This window comes from Dactylosporangium sp. NPDC049140, assembly GCF_040648435.1.
Window position 1 is genome coordinate 125301 of record NZ_JBEZDS010000020.1, and the last position, 16219, is coordinate 141519.

Consider the following 16219-nt stretch of genomic DNA (forward strand, 5'->3'; position numbering starts at 1 on the left):
GACGCGACCCACCGGGACGCGCAACCATGGCGACCCGCAAGGCATGCAACCGTCGCAACCCCCGGGACGCGTAACCACAGGCCGGCGCAGGCAAAGCGGGTAAAGCAGGCAAAGCAGATGAAGGAGTCAAGGAACACGGAGGCGGAGAAAGAGTTCGGATCGCGCGTGACACTTCGGCGGTGGGCCGGCCCTTCTCTAAACCTAATTCTACCCAAGCCGTCCAAATTGGATCTTGGACAAATCACTCGCCGTCAACCGGTGCCACCCACCGTAGCCGAGGCTCAGAAGTCGTCGTCGATCAGGCCGTATGGGGGTTGGTCGGCGCGGCGGGAGTAGCGCACGATCACGTCCGCCGCCGCCGTTGGTGGAGGTGCGTTGTCCGCCACCACGATCTGGGCGCCCACGCCCCGGCCCGCCAGCCAGTCCTCGATGTGGCGGTAGATGCGCTCGATGGTCTGGCCGTCCTCCAGGTCGCCCAGCGCGCCCAGGTTCTTCTGCGGACTGTCGAGCAGGAGGAACCCGGGGTGGGACGAGCGGGACTCCCACGCGGTCTCGAACATCGCCAGCTGCCAGGCCAGCGCGATCAGCACGCGGCCGCCCGAGGACGCCGCGGGGTAGGGCTCGCCGCGCACGTACGGCGTCAGGTCCTCGGCAAGGTACGCGTCCGCCAGTTTCGGGTAGCGGAACTCGGCCAGGATCGCACGGTAGCGCTCGCTCACGCGCCGGACCACGGCCGAGCGGTCCGCGCGCCTCGACAGGGTGCCGCCGGCGCCCAGCTCGCCGCGGTCCGCATCGAGCTGGTCCATCATCTGCAGGATGCCCGTAGCGCGGCGCTCCAGGCTCTGTACCAGCCGCAGGCCGTCCGTCGCGCGCTGTAAGACGTACGCGGCCTCCTCGCGGCGGCGGGCGATCGCGTCGCGCTCGGCGAGGAACGGGGTGACGGCGTGGGAGGTGGCCGCGTCGACCTCGGCGGCGGCTCGGGACTCGGCGTCCTGGGCCCGGGACGCGGCCGCGCGCAGCTGCGGGATCTCGCGTTCGAGGTCTTCGATGTGCCGGGTGAGCTCGGCGAGGCGGGTCTTGGCCGAGCGCAGTTCGCCGGAGACGTCGACCGGGCCGACCGGGAAGCGGCACGCGGGGCAGCGCTCGTCGGCGGTACCGATCGGGAAGCCGCAGGAGGCGCAGACGCCGGCGCCGGTCTCGAAGAGGCGGTCGGCCTCGGCGAGCATCGTCCACTTCGACACGTCGTCGGCGTAGGTGCCGCGCAGCGGGATCATGCGCTGCAGCTGGGTCTCGCGGTCGCGCAGCTCGTTGTGCGCGGCCAGCGCGGACCGGGCCGCGTCGCGGTGCCGTTCGCGCAGGTCGGCGGCGAAGGCCGTGCCGGCGCGGGCCCTTGCATCCAACGCGGCGAGGCTCTGGGCGCAGGTGGCGAGCTCGTCCTTGGCCTGCTGTTCGAGGGCTTCGAGGTCGGGCCGGCTGCCGATGTGCTGGTCCTCGACGAGCTGTTCGGCGGCCCGGTACGCGGTGCGGGCGGCCGCGAGCTCGGCCTCGACGGCCCGGATGCGCCGGCCGATCTCGACGGTGTGGTCGTCGTGGACGTCGAAGACCACGTCGACGACCTGGCGCAGCTTGAGGTGCTTCATCGGGACGCTCTCGAAGAGCAGGTCCTTGCCGTCGAGGCGCTCGTTGGGCAGGAAGCACAGCCACATGAGGTCGCGGAAGCTCAGCGAGTCGTCGATGTCGTGGGCCAGCCGGACGCCCTGGAGCTTGCAGTGCGACAGCAGCAGGCTGGAGAGGCTCTCGGGGTGCCCGGCCGGGCGGAGGGTGCGGCGCACGCGCGGGGCGGCGCCGGGCTCGTCGAGGCGGCCGGCGCGCACGTACGCGTACATCGACGGCTCGCCGACGGCGCGCTCGATGAGGTACGGCGAGCCGGAGAGCTCGACCTCGAGGGTCGCGGACTTGACCTTCGGCGTGATCTCCGGGTGGCGCGGGTGGTCGTTGGCGCCGAGGCAGTAGTCGACGAACTCCAGGATCGTGGTCTTGCCGGTGCTGAACGCGCCGGCGAGCACCGACAGCGGCCGCGGGGCGTCGTCGGGGGCGCGGAAGTCGACGTCGTAGTCGCGGTCGTCGCCGTGCAGGCGCAGGCGCCTGATCCGGATGCCCTGGGTGCGCAGACCGATCATGGCACGTCCTTGACTGGGACGGGTTGGAGCCAAAGTCGCAGGTTCTCTCGGAGCTTACGACCGCTCAGGCGCCGCAGGCGACGGATGACGATGCGTACCGCTGTGATGTATGACTGAGCATACATCGCCGTGAATCGCCGGGCCATGTTCGCTCCCTCTTCCGTGAGGCGGTACGTCACCCGTCCCGACGCCGCCACGTCCACGAGCCCCTGCGCGACGAGGGCGGCGAGGTCCCGGCCGAGGCTGAGCTGCGCGGTGACGTACCGCTGGGCCGGGCTGGCGTAGGCGACGGTCCGGTCGTCGAAGCCGGCCAGCCGCAGCGTGGTGCGGTCGGGGTCGTCGTCGCCGCGGGCGAGCAGCAGCGGCTGCCCGGCCAGGAACTCGTACGCGCCGAGCCGCTCCGCGTCGAGCCCCTCCCCCGCGGCCTCGAGCACGAACAGCAGCCGGACGCGGCGGAAGGTGCTGAGCTCCTCGGGCGTCATACGAGCTCCCGCCAGCGTGTGACCCAGCCGGCCCGGCGCTGCTCGACGACCCGGTGCATGAGCCCGCACCGGTGCACGACGCCGGCCCGCAGCAGCTCGGGGAACCCGCCGGACGAGCGGATCTCGCGCATCACCGCGGCGTGCAGGCCGGGGAGCAGCGCGTTGCCCGGGTGTTCGACGAGGCAGGCGTTGAAGCCGGCCTCCCAGATGCCGTGCACGAGCCCGTCGGCCTCGTCGAGCGCGTCGAGCTCCCCGGGGACGCGCTTGTCGAGGATCTCGCGGGCGAGCAGGTCGGCGTTGAAGAACTCGCGCTTGGCCGCGCCGACCTCGGTGTGCCCGGCGGCGCGGAGCTGACGCACGAAGAGCGCCACCTCCAGCGCCGCGTCGTCCTCGGGCCGAAGATCATGCAGCGGTACCCGTGGAGCCGGCGACGCCCCCGCCGGCGCCGCGTAGGGATCGTAGAAGTGCCGGCGCACGTGGGCACAGTCGGGCTTGATGAGCAGGTTGCGCAGCACGTTCTCGTGCCACAGCTCGATCTGGACCCCGGTCTCGCGCTGCCGGCGGGCGCGCCAGTTGTCCCACCACTGGGCGGTGGGCGCGTCCATGCTCGCGGGCACGCACAGCACCCACTGGGCGAGCCGGTATCCGTTGCGCGCCGCCGCCGCGACCGCGGAGTCGAACGACTCGCGGATCTGGCCCTGGTGCGAGCGGGTGACGATCGGCCAGAAGTACTTCGACTGCCAGATCACCACGAGCCCGGACAGCTCGCCGAGCAGGATGTCGATGCCCCAGTCGCCCGGGTTGGCGCTGATCGCCCGCGCGCCGGGGTAGATCGCCGCGAGCAGCATGGCGAGCATCTGCTCGAAGTCGTCCCGGGCGCCGGCGAGGTTGCCGGCGCGCAGCTGGTGCGCGGCGAAGTTGATCGGCGGCTCGCCGGAGGCAAGGCTGGGGGAAGCCGCGGTCGCAGTCATCCTCCCTCGCCCTCTGACCCCCGACAGGCTTGATCTTCTATGACCCAGGTTGTCACGCGCGGCGATGCGACCGCTACCGTGGGCGTAGATTTCACCGAATGTGTGATCACAGTTTGTTCAGGTCGACATCGGCGTAGATGGCGGCGTGGTCGGAGCCGGCGTGGACCGCCTTCGTCATGGTCTCGTAGATCGGCCACAGCACGCCGTTGCGGCCGCCCCACACGCCCTTGCGCTGGATGCCGCCGCCGGTGGTCGCCGCCCACAGCGCCGGGGACAGCAGCACGTAGTCGAGCTTGTTGCGGGCGGTGCAGGAGCCGTAGGTGCCGGGCCGGCCGTTGTCCTCGAACGCGGGGTGCGCGGAGATGTCACGCAGGTCGGTGCCGTGCAGCAGCGGTTGGAGGGGCTCGCTGCCGGGGGTGTCGTTGAGGTCGCCGACGACCGCGACGTACGGGGTGGACTGCTCGCGGTAGATCCCGGCGACCCGGGCGGCCTGGCGGCGGCGGGTGGCGTCGGAGGCGAGCTTCCCGCCGTAGCCCTTGCTCTTGAGGTGGTTGACCAGGACCACGAGGGGCTCGGCGCGGCCGGGCAGGGCGAAGTGGTACTCGGGGCAGTCCCGGCTGAACACCCGGCCCCGCTCGTCGGCGTCGTCGACGTGGGTGCGCTGCCCGGCGAGCGGGAAGTCCTGCGTGGACATGATCCCGACGTCGATGCCGCGCTCGTCGTTGCCGTCCATGACCTGGATGTGACGGTACAGACCGCGCAGCCCGCCCTCGGTGAACCGCTTGAGCGCGTGGCGGCTCTCGGCCTCGATCACGCCGAGGACGTCGGCGCGCACGTCGAGGATGACCCGGGCGGTGTTGAGCAGCGCCTGCTCGTCGCAGCGGTCGGTGGTCAGCTCGACCCAGCCGATCCAGTCGGCGCGCCCGCCGGCGACGACCTCGACCCGGCCGTCGCGGGCCCGGCGCAGCAGCCGCCCGCGGTTCTGCCGCAGCCGCGCGAACTTCGCGAGGTCGCCGTTGCGGAGCCCGAGCCGCGCGAGCTCGCGCAGGATCTCGCGCTTGATCTCGCCGGTGTAGACGGGCTCCTCGAGCAGCTCCGCGGCCCGCGCGTATGCCTCCAGCACCGGCCGCCCGTCGGCCCAGGTGCGCTGGTCCAGCGCCTTGGCCCGGTTGAACAGGTTCTCGACGTTGTAGCTCGCGATGCGCATCGTCCACGAGAGTATGGGTAGATCGTCATCTGCGGATGACAGCGTCCCCCGGATGGCCGCCGAGTTCATCCTGGTGTTCGTCGTGCTTCCCGTGCTGTTCGCCTTCGTCAAGGTTCCCGGCGGCCCGATCCCGATCCTGCTGGTGCTCACGGTCGTGGTGGCGTTCTACTTCCGCCGTGCCCGCGACCTCGACCGGCGCGACCTGTGGCGCCCGGAGGCGCTGCGGCCGGAGCTGCCGCGCATCCTGCGGCTGTGGGGGCTCGCCGCGGTGCTGGCGGTCGCGGCGGTCTGGGCCTTCGACCGGGAGCACCTGTTCGACCTGCCGCGGCACAATCCGGGCCTGTGGGCGCTGATCGTGGTCGCCTACCCGGTGGTGTCGGTCTACCCGCAGGAGCTGGTCTTCCGGGCCTTCCTGCTGCATCGGTACCGGAGGCTGCTGCGCGGCGAGCGCACGGCCGCGGCCGCGAGCGCGGTCTCGTTCGCCCTGGCCCACCTGCTCTTCGGCAACCCGGTGGCGGTGGTGCTGACCCTGTTCGGCGGCTGGCTCTTCGCGCGGCGGTACCAGCGCACCCGCTCCCTGTTCACCGTCTGCGTCGAGCATGCCGCCTACGGTCTGCTCATCTTCACCGTGGGCCTGGGCCGCTACTTCTACCACGGCACCAACTTCGCTGCTGCATAGCTCGCGGACGGGGGCCGCAGGACAAAAGTCCCGGCCGATCGGGGACGCATCGATCGCGACAGCGGCGGCCCGGGGGGCGATGATCGACGCATGGGGATGATGAAGAACCTGATGATCGGTATTCACAAGCGCACCGGCGACCGGTTCGCGGGCATGGACCTGCTCTACCTCACGACGGTCGGGGCCAGGAGCGGCAAGGAGCGCACCTCTCCCGTGGCCCGCTTCGCCGACGGTGACGACGCGTGGCTCGTGGTGGCCTCGAACAACGGCGCGGAGCGGCACCCGGCGTGGTACCACAACCTCAAGGCCCACCCGGACCGCGTGTGGATCGAGCACGGCGGCCGCAAGCGCGCCGCGCAGGTCGAGGAGCTGACCGGGGAGCGCCGCGAGGAGGCCCTGGGGCGGATCGTCGCCGCGCAGCCCCGTTTCGCCGGGTACCTGAAGAAGACGTCCCGCGCGCTGCCCGTGATCCGGCTCAGCTGAGCGGCCGGGCCGGGAGGCGGATCGGGAGGGCCGAGGCCACCGCGGCCAGGTAGCCCGCGGCGCCGGTCAGCAGCGCGCCGCCCGGCAGCGGGCCCGCGGCGCCGGCGAAGCCGCCGATGAGCGCCCATCCGGCGACGGCCCGGGCGCGGTGGTCGCGGTCGGTGTAGGTGCGCTGGACGAGGGCCAGGGAGGCGGGCACCATGAGCGCCGCCGCGGCGCCCTGGGCCACGTTCACGATCATGGTGTCGACGACGACCATGAACCAGCCGAGGCACAGGGCGAGCGGTCGTATCTCATGACCGTCGCGTACCCACCGCACGGCGAACTCAGTCGGACGCGCCGGTTCGATGCTCGAACGCCCCGGCGAAGATCTTGAGGGGGTGTGGGTGGAACGGAGCTCCCCCACCGCGAGCGGAGCGAGCCCAGAAATACAGCCTAGGCGAGCAGGGCCCGGCGCAGGCGCGGGAGGGCGACGGCCAGGGCCAGGGCGCCGAACGCGAGCAGGTACGCCACCGACGGCAGCAGCGCCGGCCCGACGTGGCCGAGGGCGGGCTCGCGCAGGAGCTGGATCGCGTGGTACAGCGGCAGGGCCTCCACCAGCCACTGCAGCGGCCGCGGGTAGACGGTCACCGGGAAGAACGTGGTCGCGAACAGGAACATCGGCAGCATCACGAGCTGGATCAGCTGGAAGTCGCCCGGGTCGCGCAGGAACGTGGCCACGGCCAGCCCGGCGGCGGCGAACGCGAAGCCGACCAGGGCCGCGCCGGGGAGGGCGAGGAGGATCCAGGGCGAGCGGGCGTACCCGAGCACGGCCACGACGGCGAGGAACCCGCCGCTGGCCACGGCGCCGCGCAGCAGGGCCCAGGCGGTCTCGCCGAGGGCGATGTCGCGCACGGTCAGCGGGGTCGTGACCATCGTGTCGTAGGTGCGTTCGTGGCGGAGCTTGAAGTACAGGCCGAAGGAGGTCTCGTTCATCGCGCCGTTCATGGCCGCGGTGGCCAGCAGGGCGGGCGCGACGAACTGGGCGTAGCCGATGTCCGGGTCGACGCCGGGGACGGAGCCGACGAGGGCGCCGACGCCGACGCCGATCGACAGCAGGTACAGCAGCGGCTCGAGCACCTCGGCGGCGAGGACCGCCCAGGTGTGCCGGTAGATCATGAGGTTGCGCTCGACGAGCAGCAGGGCCCGGCTCATGCGAACAACCGCCTTCGGTAGGTGCGGCGGGCCACGAGGACCCCGGCGACGGTGAGCGCGCCGAGGTAGGCGGCGTGCAGGAGGGGCCGCTGGCCGCGGCACAGCTCGGTGCCGTGCCACAGCGGGGTGCAGTACACGACGTAGCGCAGCGCGGCCGGGATCTGCTCGGCCGGGAAGAAGACCCCGGAGAACATGTACATCGGCATGATCACGAAGCGGAAGACGGTGGAGATCGGCTGCCCGGACTCCAGCGTGGCGACCCAGGCGGCCAGCGGCGCGGCGAACGCCATCCCGGTGAGCAGCGCGGCCGGGGTCAGCCACAGCAGGGCGGTGGTGCGCAGCGCCGGGAAGCACAGCAGCACCAGCACGAAGCACAGCGCCGAGGTGGCGATCCGCAACGCCATGTAGAGCAGGTGCCCGGCGAGCACGTCGCCGGGGCCGAGGGGCCCGGCGGTGGCGTTGCGGTAGCTGCCGCCGGGGCGCACGGCCAGGAACACCGGGCGGCTCGCCTCGATGACCGCGGTCTGCATGGTGGCCGCGGCGAGCAGGCCGGGGGCGAAGAAGGCCAGGAACGCGACGCCGTGCAGGGTGTCCGGGGCGGTGTTGCGGTCCACGAGCCGGCCGAGGCCGGCGCCCATGGCGAGCAGGAACAGCAGCGGGTTGAGCACGGACACGACGACGGTGGCCCGCCAGTTGCGGCGGTAGCGCAGCATCCAGTACGCGAACTCGCGCAGCGCCAGGACTCTCATTCGACGAGCGACCTTCCGGTGAGGCGCAGGAAGACGTCCTCGAGGGTGGCCCGGCGCACGAGCGCGGCGATCGGCTCGGCCTCGAGCTTGGCCAGGACCGCCTCGCCGTCCTCGGTGTAGAGCAGCACCCGGTCGGGCAGTTCCTCGACCCGCTCGACGCGGTCGTCGGCCGGGATCGGCGTGCCGGGCGGCAGGCGCAGCTCGAGGACCTCGCGGGTGACGTACCGCTCGATGAGCGCCCGGGGCGAGCCCTCGGCGGCGATCGTGCCCTTGTCCATGACGACGAGCCGGTCGCAGAGCTGCTCGGCCTCGTCCATGTAGTGCGTGGTGAGGATGAGCGTGACGCCGTCCTGCTTGAGCCGGAACAGCCGGTCCCACAGCACGTGCCGGGCCTGCGGGTCGAGCCCGGTGGTGGGCTCGTCGAGCAGCAGGATCTCGGGGTCGTTCACGAGCGACCGGGCGATGGTCAGGCGCCGGCGCATGCCGCCGGACAGCGCGGCCACCTTGGCGCCCGCCTTGTCGGTCAACTGCGCGAAATCCAGCAGCTGTACCGCCTTGTCGCGGGCCTGGCGCCGGGAGAGCCCGAAGTACCGGCCGTAGATGAGCAGGTTCTCCTCGACGGTGAGCTCCCCGTCGAGGGCGTCGTCCTGGGGGACGACCCCGATGCGGGCGCGGATCGCGGAGCCGTCGCGGACGGGGTCCTGCCCGAGGACGGTGAGCCGCCCCCCGGACGGCGGCGAGACGCACGCGATCATGCGCATGGTGCTGGACTTCCCGGCGCCGTTGGGCCCGAGGAACCCGAACGCCTCGCCGCGGCGGATCCGGAACGAGACCCCGTCCACCGCCCGCACCTGTCCGGTCCTGTGTACCTTCGCCAGCCCGTCGGCCTCGACGAGCACATCGGACACCATCCCCGGCCTCCCCCGTCATCCGCTTACGTACGGCCGGAAAACTAACATGATTCCTTGCAAGAAAGCGACAGGATATACCTATGACATGACGATCTTCGCCGACGCCGACGTGGAGCGCTTCGTGCTCGACTCCCGGGTGCCCGGGCCGCCGCTCACCGTCGCCGAGCTGCGGGAAGCCTCGGCCGCGCGGACGCGGGCGCGGCCCGCCGGGCCCGCGATGCCGGTCGCGGACCGGCTCGTCGCCGGGGTGCCGGTGCGGGTCTACGAGCAGGAGAGCCGGGCCCGCGTCGTGTACCTGCACGGCGGCGGCTTCGTGCTCGGCGACCTCGACACCCACGACCTGGTGTGCCGGCGCCTGGCCGCCGCGACCGCGACCACGGTCGTGGCGGTGGACTACCGGCGCGCGCCCGAGCACCCGTTCCCGGCCGCGCTCGACGACGCGCTCGCCGTGCTGGGATGGGCCGCCGAGGCCGGGCCGGTCGCGGTGGCCGGCGACTCCGCCGGGGCGTTCGTCGCCGTGCTCGCCGCGCGGCGGGCCGCGGTGCCGCTCGTCGCGCAGCTGCTGGTCTGCCCGCTGCTGGACCTGGGGCTGGGCGGGGCGAGCGCGGAGGAGTTCGGGCGGGGCTTCACCTTGGACGTCGCGGACCTGCGCGAGTGGGTCTCGTGGTGGGCGCCGGAGGCTCATGCGGTACCGGACCCGCTGCATTTCGCTCTTGAGGGGATGCCGCCGGCGCTCATCGTGGCCGCCGGGCTCGACCCGTTGCGCGACGGGGCGGTGCGCTACGCGGAGCGGCTCCGGGCGGCCGGGGTCGGCGCCGAACTGCGGGTCGAGCCGGGGCTCGTGCACAACCATCCGATGTACGCGCAGCTGGCCCGATCGGCCGAGCGGGCGTATGCCGGTTTCCTGACTGACGCGGCGGCGATCCTGCGCTGAAATATGGGTGGGCAGTTTCCCGACAGCAACCGTCTGGTTACCAGGAACAGTTGCTAGGGTCTGCGTCGCTCGATGATCCGGACGCAAGGGGGACCGACGTGGGACTGTGGGACAAGGTCAAGGGCGAGTTCATCGATATCATCGAGTGGCTCGACGACAGCCGGGACACGATCGTCTGGCGGTTCCCGCGCTACCAGAACGAGATCAAGATGGGCGCCAAGCTCGTCGTGCGCGAGTCGCAGGTCGCGGTCTTCGTGAACGAGGGTCAGGTCGCCGACGTCTTCGTCCCCGGCACCTACACCCTGCAGACGCAGAACATGCCGATCCTGTCCACCCTGAAGGGCTGGAAGTACGGGTTCGACTCGCCGTGGAAGGCCGAGGTCTACTACGTCAACACCCGGCAGTTCACGGACTTCAAGTGGGGCACCCAGAACCCGATCATGATGCGGGACGCCGAGTTCGGCATGGTCCGCCTCCGGGCGTTCGGCGCCTACTCGCTGCGCGTGGTGCACCCGGAGAACCTGCTCAAGCAGCTCGTCGGCACCGACCCGCAGTTCCGCACCGAAGAGGTCTCGGAGTTCCTGCGCCAGCTCATCGTCGGCCACCTCGGCCCGGCCCTGGCCGCCGCGCAGGTGCCGGTGCTGGACCTGGTCTCCCAGCAGCTGCTCATCGGCCAGAAGCTCGCCGGGGTGCTGACCCAGGAGCTGGCCGAGTACGGCATCCAGATCCCCAAGTTCATCATCGAGAACATCTCCCTGCCGCCGGAGGTCGAGGAGGCGCTGGACAAGCGCACCTCGATGGGCGTGCTGGGCAACCTCGACCAGTACTCGAAGTTCCAGGCCGCCAACGCCATGGAGGACGCCGCGAACAACCAGGGCGGCGCCGGTGAGGGCTTCGGCCTGGGCCTGGGAATGGCGGCCGCCCAGCAGGTCGCGAGCTCCCTGAACCGGCCCACGCAGCCGCAGCAGCCCCCGGCCGCGGCGCCGCCGGCCGGTCCCCCGCCGCTGCCGCCGCAGGCCCAGTGGTTCGCCGCCGTCAACGGCGCCCAGGCCGGCCCGTTCGACGCGGGCACCCTCGCCCAGCAGGTGCAGGCCGGCGCGGTGAGCCGGGCCACCCTGGTGTGGAAGAACGGCATGGCCGCCTGGACCCCCGCCGAGCAGGTTCCGGAGCTCGCGGGCATCTTCGCCTCCGTCCCCCCGCCGCTCCCCCCGATGGGCTGACCGAACCATGTCGCAGAGCCAGTACCCGTGCGCCGGCTGCGGCGCCAATGTCGAGTTCGCGCCCGGCACCAACGTGCTCAAGTGCCCGTACTGCGGCCACGAGACCGTGCTGCAGCAGACCGGCGCGCGCGTCCGCGAGCACGACTACCTCTCCTTCACGAGCCTGCCCCGCAAGCCGATCGCGCTGCTGGCCAAGCATGTGTTCGTGTGCCGCAACTGCGGCGCGCAGACCGAGAGCGACTCGATCTCGGACCGCTGCCGGTTCTGCAACGCCCCGGTCGTGGCCGAGGTGAGCCCGCAGGACCAGGTCGTGCCCGAGGCGGTGCTGCCGTTCGTGCTCGACAAGCGGGCACTGCGCGAGTCGCTGGGCAAGTGGGCGTCGTCGCGCTGGTTCGCCCCGTCGGGGCTGAAGAAGGTCTCCGAGGCCGAGACGGCCAAGAGCATGTACCTGCCGCACTGGACGTACGACTCGCGCACGATCACCGACTACGAGGGCCAGCGGGGCGAGCACTACTACGTCACCGAGACCTACACCGAGAACGGTGAGACGAAGACCCGCCAGGTGCAGAAGACGCGCTGGTACCACGCCAGCGGCCGGGTGTTCCGCGAGTTCGACGACGTGCTGGTGACCGGCACGACGAAGGTGACCCAGAAGCACCTCGGCGAGCTGGAGCCCTGGCCGCTGCCGAACTCGCAGGCGTACCGGCCCGAGTACCTCGCCGGGCACGAGACGCTGCGCTACGACGTCGAGCCGGAGACCGGCCTCGAGTCCGCCAAGGGCAAGATGCGCCCGATCATCGAGCAGGACTGCCGCGAGGACATCGGCGGCGACGAGCAGCGCGTCGAGCAGATGCACACGCAGTACAACGACGTCACCTTCAAGCTCATGCTGCTGCCGGTGTGGATCGCCTGCTACCTGTACGCCGGCAAGACGTACAACATCCAGGTCAACGGCGTGACCGGCGAGGTCGCGGGCGAGCGGCCGTACAGCGCCATGAAGATCGCCCTGGCGATCCTCGGCGCGGTCACGGTCATCGCGATCATCATCGTGCTCGTGGCCGTCAGCAAGCACCGCTAGCGCAACCACCCGGGGCGCGGTCCGCGAACACGGGCCGCGCCTTGTCCATGCGTGGCAGACTGCGACCATGCTCGATCATCGCGCCGCGCGCTTCGACCGGGTCGCGCCCGTGCTCGCCGCGCTGGGCGACGAGGACCTCGCCGGGCTCGTCGCGGACGCCGCGCCGCACGGGGCCGGGATCGGCGGGCGCACCGCCGGGATCGAGGTCGACGGCGTCGCGGTCTTCGTGAAGCAGGTGCCGCTCACCGCCACCGAGCTGGCCGCCCCGCACGACACCGGAAACCTCTTCGGCCTGCCCGGCTTCTACCAGTACGGCGTCGGCTCGGCCGGCTTCGGGGCCTGGCGGGAGCTCACCGCGCACCGGCTCACCACGGCGTGGGTGCGCTCCGGGCGGCAGCCGAACTTCCCGCTGCTGTACCACTGGCGGGTCCTGCCGCGGCTGGACGCCGGGGCCGTCGACGTCGAGGAGCGCACCGCCTACTGGGACGGCAGCCCGGCCGTGCGCCGGCGGCTGGAGGAGCTCAACGCGGCCACCGCGGCGGTCACGCTGTTCCTGGAGCACATCCCGCACGAGCTCGGGCCGTGGCTGCAGGAGCGCCTCGACGGCGGCGACGAGCACGCCGGGGTCGAGGTGGCGGCCCGGCTCGCGGCCGCCATCTGCGCGATGAACGCGGGCGGGCTGCTGCACTTCGACGCGCACATGGGCAACCTGCTCACCGACGGGCGGCTGGTGTACCTCGCCGACTTCGGCCTGGCCCTGCACGCCTCGTTCGCGCGCACGCCGCAGGAGTCGGCGTTCTTCCGTGCGCACGCGGGCTACGACCGGCGGTACAACACCGGGCACTTCGCCGCCTGGCTCGCGTGCGTGCACGGCTGCCCCGGCGACTGGCCGCGGGCGCAGGAGCTGGTCGCCCGGGCCGCCACCGGCACGCTCCCGGCGGAGCTGCACGACGCGCCGCCGGGCAGCCGGGCGGTCATCCTGCGTCACGCCGGCACCTCCGCCGCCATGCACCGCTTCTTCGATCGGCTGGTCGCGGGCTCGAAGCACACGCCGTACCCGTACGCGGAGCGGATCACCGCAAACGGGGTGCGATAACGTTTACGACGTGCCGGACACCGACTCCCCCTCCCCTGCCGTGCGGGTTCTCGAGATCGGTGGCAGTCATGTGACCGCCGGTAGCGTCGAGGTAGCCGGGCACCGCATCCTCGACCGCCAGCGCCATCCGCTGGACCCGGCGCAGGACGCCCACACGATCGTCGGCGTGCTGGCGGACGCGGCGAAGCGGCTGCTGCCCGGCCCCGGGGACCGCTGGGCGGTGGCGATGCCGGGCCCGTTCGACTACGTGGCCGGGGTGTCGCGGCACGAGGGCGTCGGCAAGTTCGACCAGCTGCACGGCGTAGACCTGCGCGACGCGCTGGCCAAGGCGATCCCGGCCGCGCCCGGCTCGTTCACGTTCGTCAACGACGCCGACGCGTTCCTGCTCGGCGAGTGGGTCGACGGGGCCGCGACCGGCACCCGCCGCAGCGTGGCGATCACCCTCGGCACCGGCATCGGCTCGTCCTGGCTGGCCGACGGGGCAGTGGTCAGCGACGGCCCCGACGTGCCCCCGGACGGCGAGATCCACTTCTGCGACGTCGACGGCGTGAACATCGAGGACCTCGTCTCCGACCGGGCGCTCGTGCGCAAGTACCTGGCCCGCACCGGCGTCGCCGTCGACGGCATGCGGGGCCTGGCCGCACTGGCCCGCGGCGGCGACCGGGACGCCTGCGAGGTCGTCGAGGTCGCCTTCGGCATCCTGGGCCGGCTGCTCACCGAGTGGCTGGACCGCTTCGGCGCCGAGGTGGTGGTCGTCGGCGGCTCGATGACCGGCGCCTGGGACCTCATCGAGCCCGCCCTGCACCTGCCGGTCCCGGCCCGCCCGGTCGCCGACACGGAGCGCTCGGCGCTGCTGGGCGCCGCCTACGCCGGGTCCTGACAATTCGGCGGTCAGGTGCTACGAACGGTGCATGTCGTTACCGATCCCGGTGTCCGAACCCGCCCCCGGCGTCTGGGTGCTGCGCACCCCGCGCAGCGCCTACGTGCTCTGCCTGACCGGTGAGGACGTCCCGCTCGCCGCGCACTGGGGCGCCCCCGTCGACGACGACGCCGCGGCCGCCCTGGCCGCGGTGGTGCCCGGCCGGTCCCGGGGCAGCTGGGAGAGCCCCCTCGACGGGCGCGAGGAGTATCCGTCCGACACCGGCCTGCGCTTCACCGAGCCGGCCCTCGCGCTGCGCTTCGCCGACGACAGCCGGGCCGTGCGCTGGGTCCTCGCGCGGGCCGAGCACGACGGCGGGCACCTGCGGCTGCGGTACACCGAGCTGACCCGCCCGCTGCGGCTCACCCTGCACTACCGGGTCACCGGCCGCCACGACGTCGTCGAGCGCTGGGCCGAGCTGCACACCGACGTGCCGGTCGAGGTGCTGCGGGCCGACAGCGCCGCCTGGTGCCTCCCGGCCCGGGAGGGCGCGCGCCTGTCGACGCTGCACGGCCGGTGGGGCGCCGACAGCCGGCTCGAGCGCACCCCGCTGGCCCCGGGCGCCGTCCGGCTCGGCAGCCGCCGCACCACCACCAGCCCCATGCACAACCCGTGGGTGGCCCTCGACGACGGCGCCGCCACCGAGACCCACGGCGAGGTGTGGACCGCGGCCCTCGCGTGGTCGGGCACCTGGCGCATCGACGTCCAGCGGCTGCCCGACGGGCGGGTCGTGGCCAACGCCGGGGCCGGGCACGAGGCCCCCGTCGCCCGGCTCGGCGCCGGCGGGCACTACGAGACCCCGAAGAGCTGCGGGCTGTGGTCCGGCGCGGGCTTCGGCGCGGCCAGCCGGGCCTGGCACGACTACGTGCGCGGCGAGGTCCTGCCGCACGGCGACGAGCTGCGCCCGGTCCTGTACAACTCGTGGGAGGCGACCGGCTTCGAGCTCGACGAGGCCAACCAGATCGCGCTCGCCGAGCGGGCCGCGGCGCTGGGCTGCGAGCTGTTCGTCATGGACGACGGCTGGTTCGGCGCCCGGGTCGCCGACAACGCCGGCCTCGGCGACTGGATCCCCAGCTCGAGCCGCTTCCCCAACGGCCTCGGCCCGCTCGTCAAGCGCGTCCACGAGCTCGGCATGCAGTTCGGGATCTGGGTCGAGCCGGAGGCGGTCAACCCCGACAGCGACCTGTACCGGGCCCACCCGGACTGGGTCTACGCCTCCCCCGGGTACCCCCGCCACGAGCTGCGCCACCAGCTCGTCCTCGACCTCGGCAGGCCCGAGGTCGCGGCCTGGCTGCACGACTGGCTCGACCGGCTGCTCACCGAGCACGACATCGCGTTCGTGAAGTGGGACATGAACCGGCCGGTGACCGACCCCGGCCCGTACGGCGACCTGCAGTGGTCGACGCGGCACGCGCGCAACCTCTACGCGGTCCTGGACCGGCTGCGCCACGACCACCCCGGGGTCCGCTTCGAGTCGTGCGCGTCCGGCGGCGGCCGCGTCGACCTCGGCATCCTGGCCCGCACCGACCAGGTCTGGCCCAGCGACAACACCGACGCCAGCGACCGGCTGGGCATCCAGGAGGGGTTCGGGCAGCTGTACCCGGCGCGGGCCATGACGGCCTGGGTGACCGACGCTCCGAACTTCCTCACCGGCAACCGCCTGCCGCTGCGGTTCCGCTTCCACGTGGCGATGGCCGGGGTGCTCGGCATCGGCGGGGACCTGCCCGGGTGGACCCCGGCCGAGCTGGAGCTGGCGACGGCGCTCATCGCGCAGTACAAGCGCATCCGGCCGATCGTGCAGCAGGGGCGGCTGCACCGGATCCGTTCGCCCCGCGACTGCGACGCGCCGGCCCTGGCCTACCTGTCGGCGGCGGGCGACGAGGCGGTGGTGTTCCAGTTCCTCGACGGGCACCGCTACGGCGAGCCCGGCCCGCCGGCCCGGCTGCCGTTCCTGCCCGCCGGCACGTGGGAGGACGCGGACACCGGGGCCCGCTACCCGGCCGCGTTCCTGGCCGCGCACGGGCTCGACGCCGGGCTGGCGCACAACCACGACAGCGCGGTGACGCATCTGCGCAAAGTCGCCTGACCCGGCGGTAAACCGGATGCCCCTCCGCCG

At 72.5% G+C, this 16219-nt stretch carries 16 protein-coding genes; 8 read left to right on the plus strand and 8 right to left on the minus strand.

Features of this window, described 5'->3' with window-relative positions; translation table 11 throughout:
- Positions 1-281: 281 nt before the first annotated feature.
- From AB0B76_RS29365 to AB0B76_RS29380, 4 genes are all read right to left on the minus strand, one after another.
- On the minus strand, positions 282-2180 hold the full coding sequence (locus AB0B76_RS29365) for a DNA recombination protein RecN (RefSeq protein WP_360381582.1): 1899 nt from the start codon (positions 2178-2180) through the stop codon (positions 282-284).
- Positions 2177-2662: a hypothetical protein gene (locus tag AB0B76_RS29370; RefSeq protein WP_360381583.1), complete on the minus strand. Its 486-nt coding sequence runs from the start codon at positions 2660-2662 to the stop codon at positions 2177-2179. Before AB0B76_RS29370 ends, AB0B76_RS29365 begins: the two co-directional genes overlap by 4 nt.
- The gene (locus AB0B76_RS29375; RefSeq protein WP_360381584.1) at positions 2659-3633 is read right to left on the minus strand and encodes a hypothetical protein; all 975 of its coding nucleotides are present in this window, start codon (positions 3631-3633) and stop codon (positions 2659-2661) included. Before AB0B76_RS29375 ends, AB0B76_RS29370 begins: the two co-directional genes overlap by 4 nt.
- Before the next feature lie 106 nt (positions 3634-3739).
- Positions 3740-4840, minus strand: a complete 1101-nt coding sequence (locus AB0B76_RS29380; RefSeq protein WP_360381585.1) for an endonuclease/exonuclease/phosphatase family protein — start codon at positions 4838-4840, stop codon at positions 3740-3742.
- Positions 4841-4892: 52 nt separating this feature from the next.
- On the opposite strand from AB0B76_RS29380, the gene AB0B76_RS29385 reads away from it, so the two are divergent.
- Positions 4893-5519: a CPBP family glutamic-type intramembrane protease gene (locus AB0B76_RS29385; RefSeq protein WP_360381587.1), complete on the plus strand. Its 627-nt coding sequence runs from the start codon at positions 4893-4895 to the stop codon at positions 5517-5519.
- Between the two features lie 111 nt (positions 5520-5630).
- Positions 5631-6002 carry a nitroreductase/quinone reductase family protein gene (locus AB0B76_RS29390; protein WP_360381589.1) on the plus strand — a complete coding sequence of 124 codons (372 nt, stop codon included), beginning with the start codon at positions 5631-5633 and terminating at the stop codon, positions 6000-6002.
- Here AB0B76_RS29390 and AB0B76_RS29395 read toward each other — a convergent pair.
- From AB0B76_RS29395 to AB0B76_RS29410, 4 genes are all read right to left on the minus strand, one after another.
- Positions 5995-6321: a hypothetical protein gene (locus AB0B76_RS29395; RefSeq protein WP_360381591.1), complete on the minus strand. Its 327-nt coding sequence runs from the start codon at positions 6319-6321 to the stop codon at positions 5995-5997. The genes AB0B76_RS29390 and AB0B76_RS29395 overlap by 8 nt on opposite strands.
- A gap of 116 nt (positions 6322-6437) precedes the next feature.
- On the minus strand, positions 6438-7196 hold the full coding sequence (locus tag AB0B76_RS29400; protein ID WP_360381593.1) for an ABC transporter permease: 759 nt from the start codon (positions 7194-7196) through the stop codon (positions 6438-6440).
- Positions 7193-7945, minus strand: coding sequence for an ABC transporter permease (locus AB0B76_RS29405; RefSeq protein ID WP_360381594.1), 753 nt, complete (start codon positions 7943-7945; stop codon positions 7193-7195). Before AB0B76_RS29405 ends, AB0B76_RS29400 begins: the two co-directional genes overlap by 4 nt.
- On the minus strand, positions 7942-8856 hold the full coding sequence (locus AB0B76_RS29410) for an ABC transporter ATP-binding protein (RefSeq protein ID WP_360381596.1): 915 nt from the start codon (positions 8854-8856) through the stop codon (positions 7942-7944). Before AB0B76_RS29410 ends, AB0B76_RS29405 begins: the two co-directional genes overlap by 4 nt.
- An 85-nt stretch (positions 8857-8941) precedes the next feature.
- Between AB0B76_RS29410 and AB0B76_RS29415 the strand changes: the two genes are divergently transcribed.
- The 6 genes from AB0B76_RS29415 (at position 8942) to AB0B76_RS29440 (ending at position 16189) form a co-directional block, all read left to right on the plus strand.
- Positions 8942-9790, plus strand: coding sequence for an alpha/beta hydrolase (locus tag AB0B76_RS29415; RefSeq protein WP_360381598.1), 849 nt, complete (start codon positions 8942-8944; stop codon positions 9788-9790).
- Between the two features lie 98 nt (positions 9791-9888).
- On the plus strand, positions 9889-11010 hold the full coding sequence (locus tag AB0B76_RS29420; RefSeq protein WP_360381600.1) for an SPFH domain-containing protein: 1122 nt from the start codon (positions 9889-9891) through the stop codon (positions 11008-11010).
- Positions 11011-11017: 7 nt separating this feature from the next.
- A complete protein-coding gene (locus AB0B76_RS29425) occupies positions 11018-12088 on the plus strand; it encodes a hypothetical protein (protein ID WP_360381601.1) in 1071 nt (356 codons plus the stop codon).
- A 67-nt stretch (positions 12089-12155) separates the two neighbouring features.
- Positions 12156-13184, plus strand: a complete 1029-nt coding sequence (locus AB0B76_RS29430) for a serine/threonine protein phosphatase (protein WP_360381603.1) — start codon at positions 12156-12158, stop codon at positions 13182-13184.
- A gap of 40 nt (positions 13185-13224) precedes the next feature.
- Positions 13225-14064, plus strand: coding sequence for an ROK family protein (locus tag AB0B76_RS29435; protein WP_360381664.1), 840 nt, complete (start codon positions 13225-13227; stop codon positions 14062-14064).
- A gap of 31 nt (positions 14065-14095) precedes the next feature.
- Positions 14096-16189 carry an alpha-galactosidase gene (locus AB0B76_RS29440; RefSeq protein ID WP_360381604.1) on the plus strand — a complete coding sequence of 698 codons (2094 nt, stop codon included), beginning with the start codon at positions 14096-14098 and terminating at the stop codon, positions 16187-16189.
- The last annotated feature ends 30 nt before the right edge of the window (positions 16190-16219 follow it).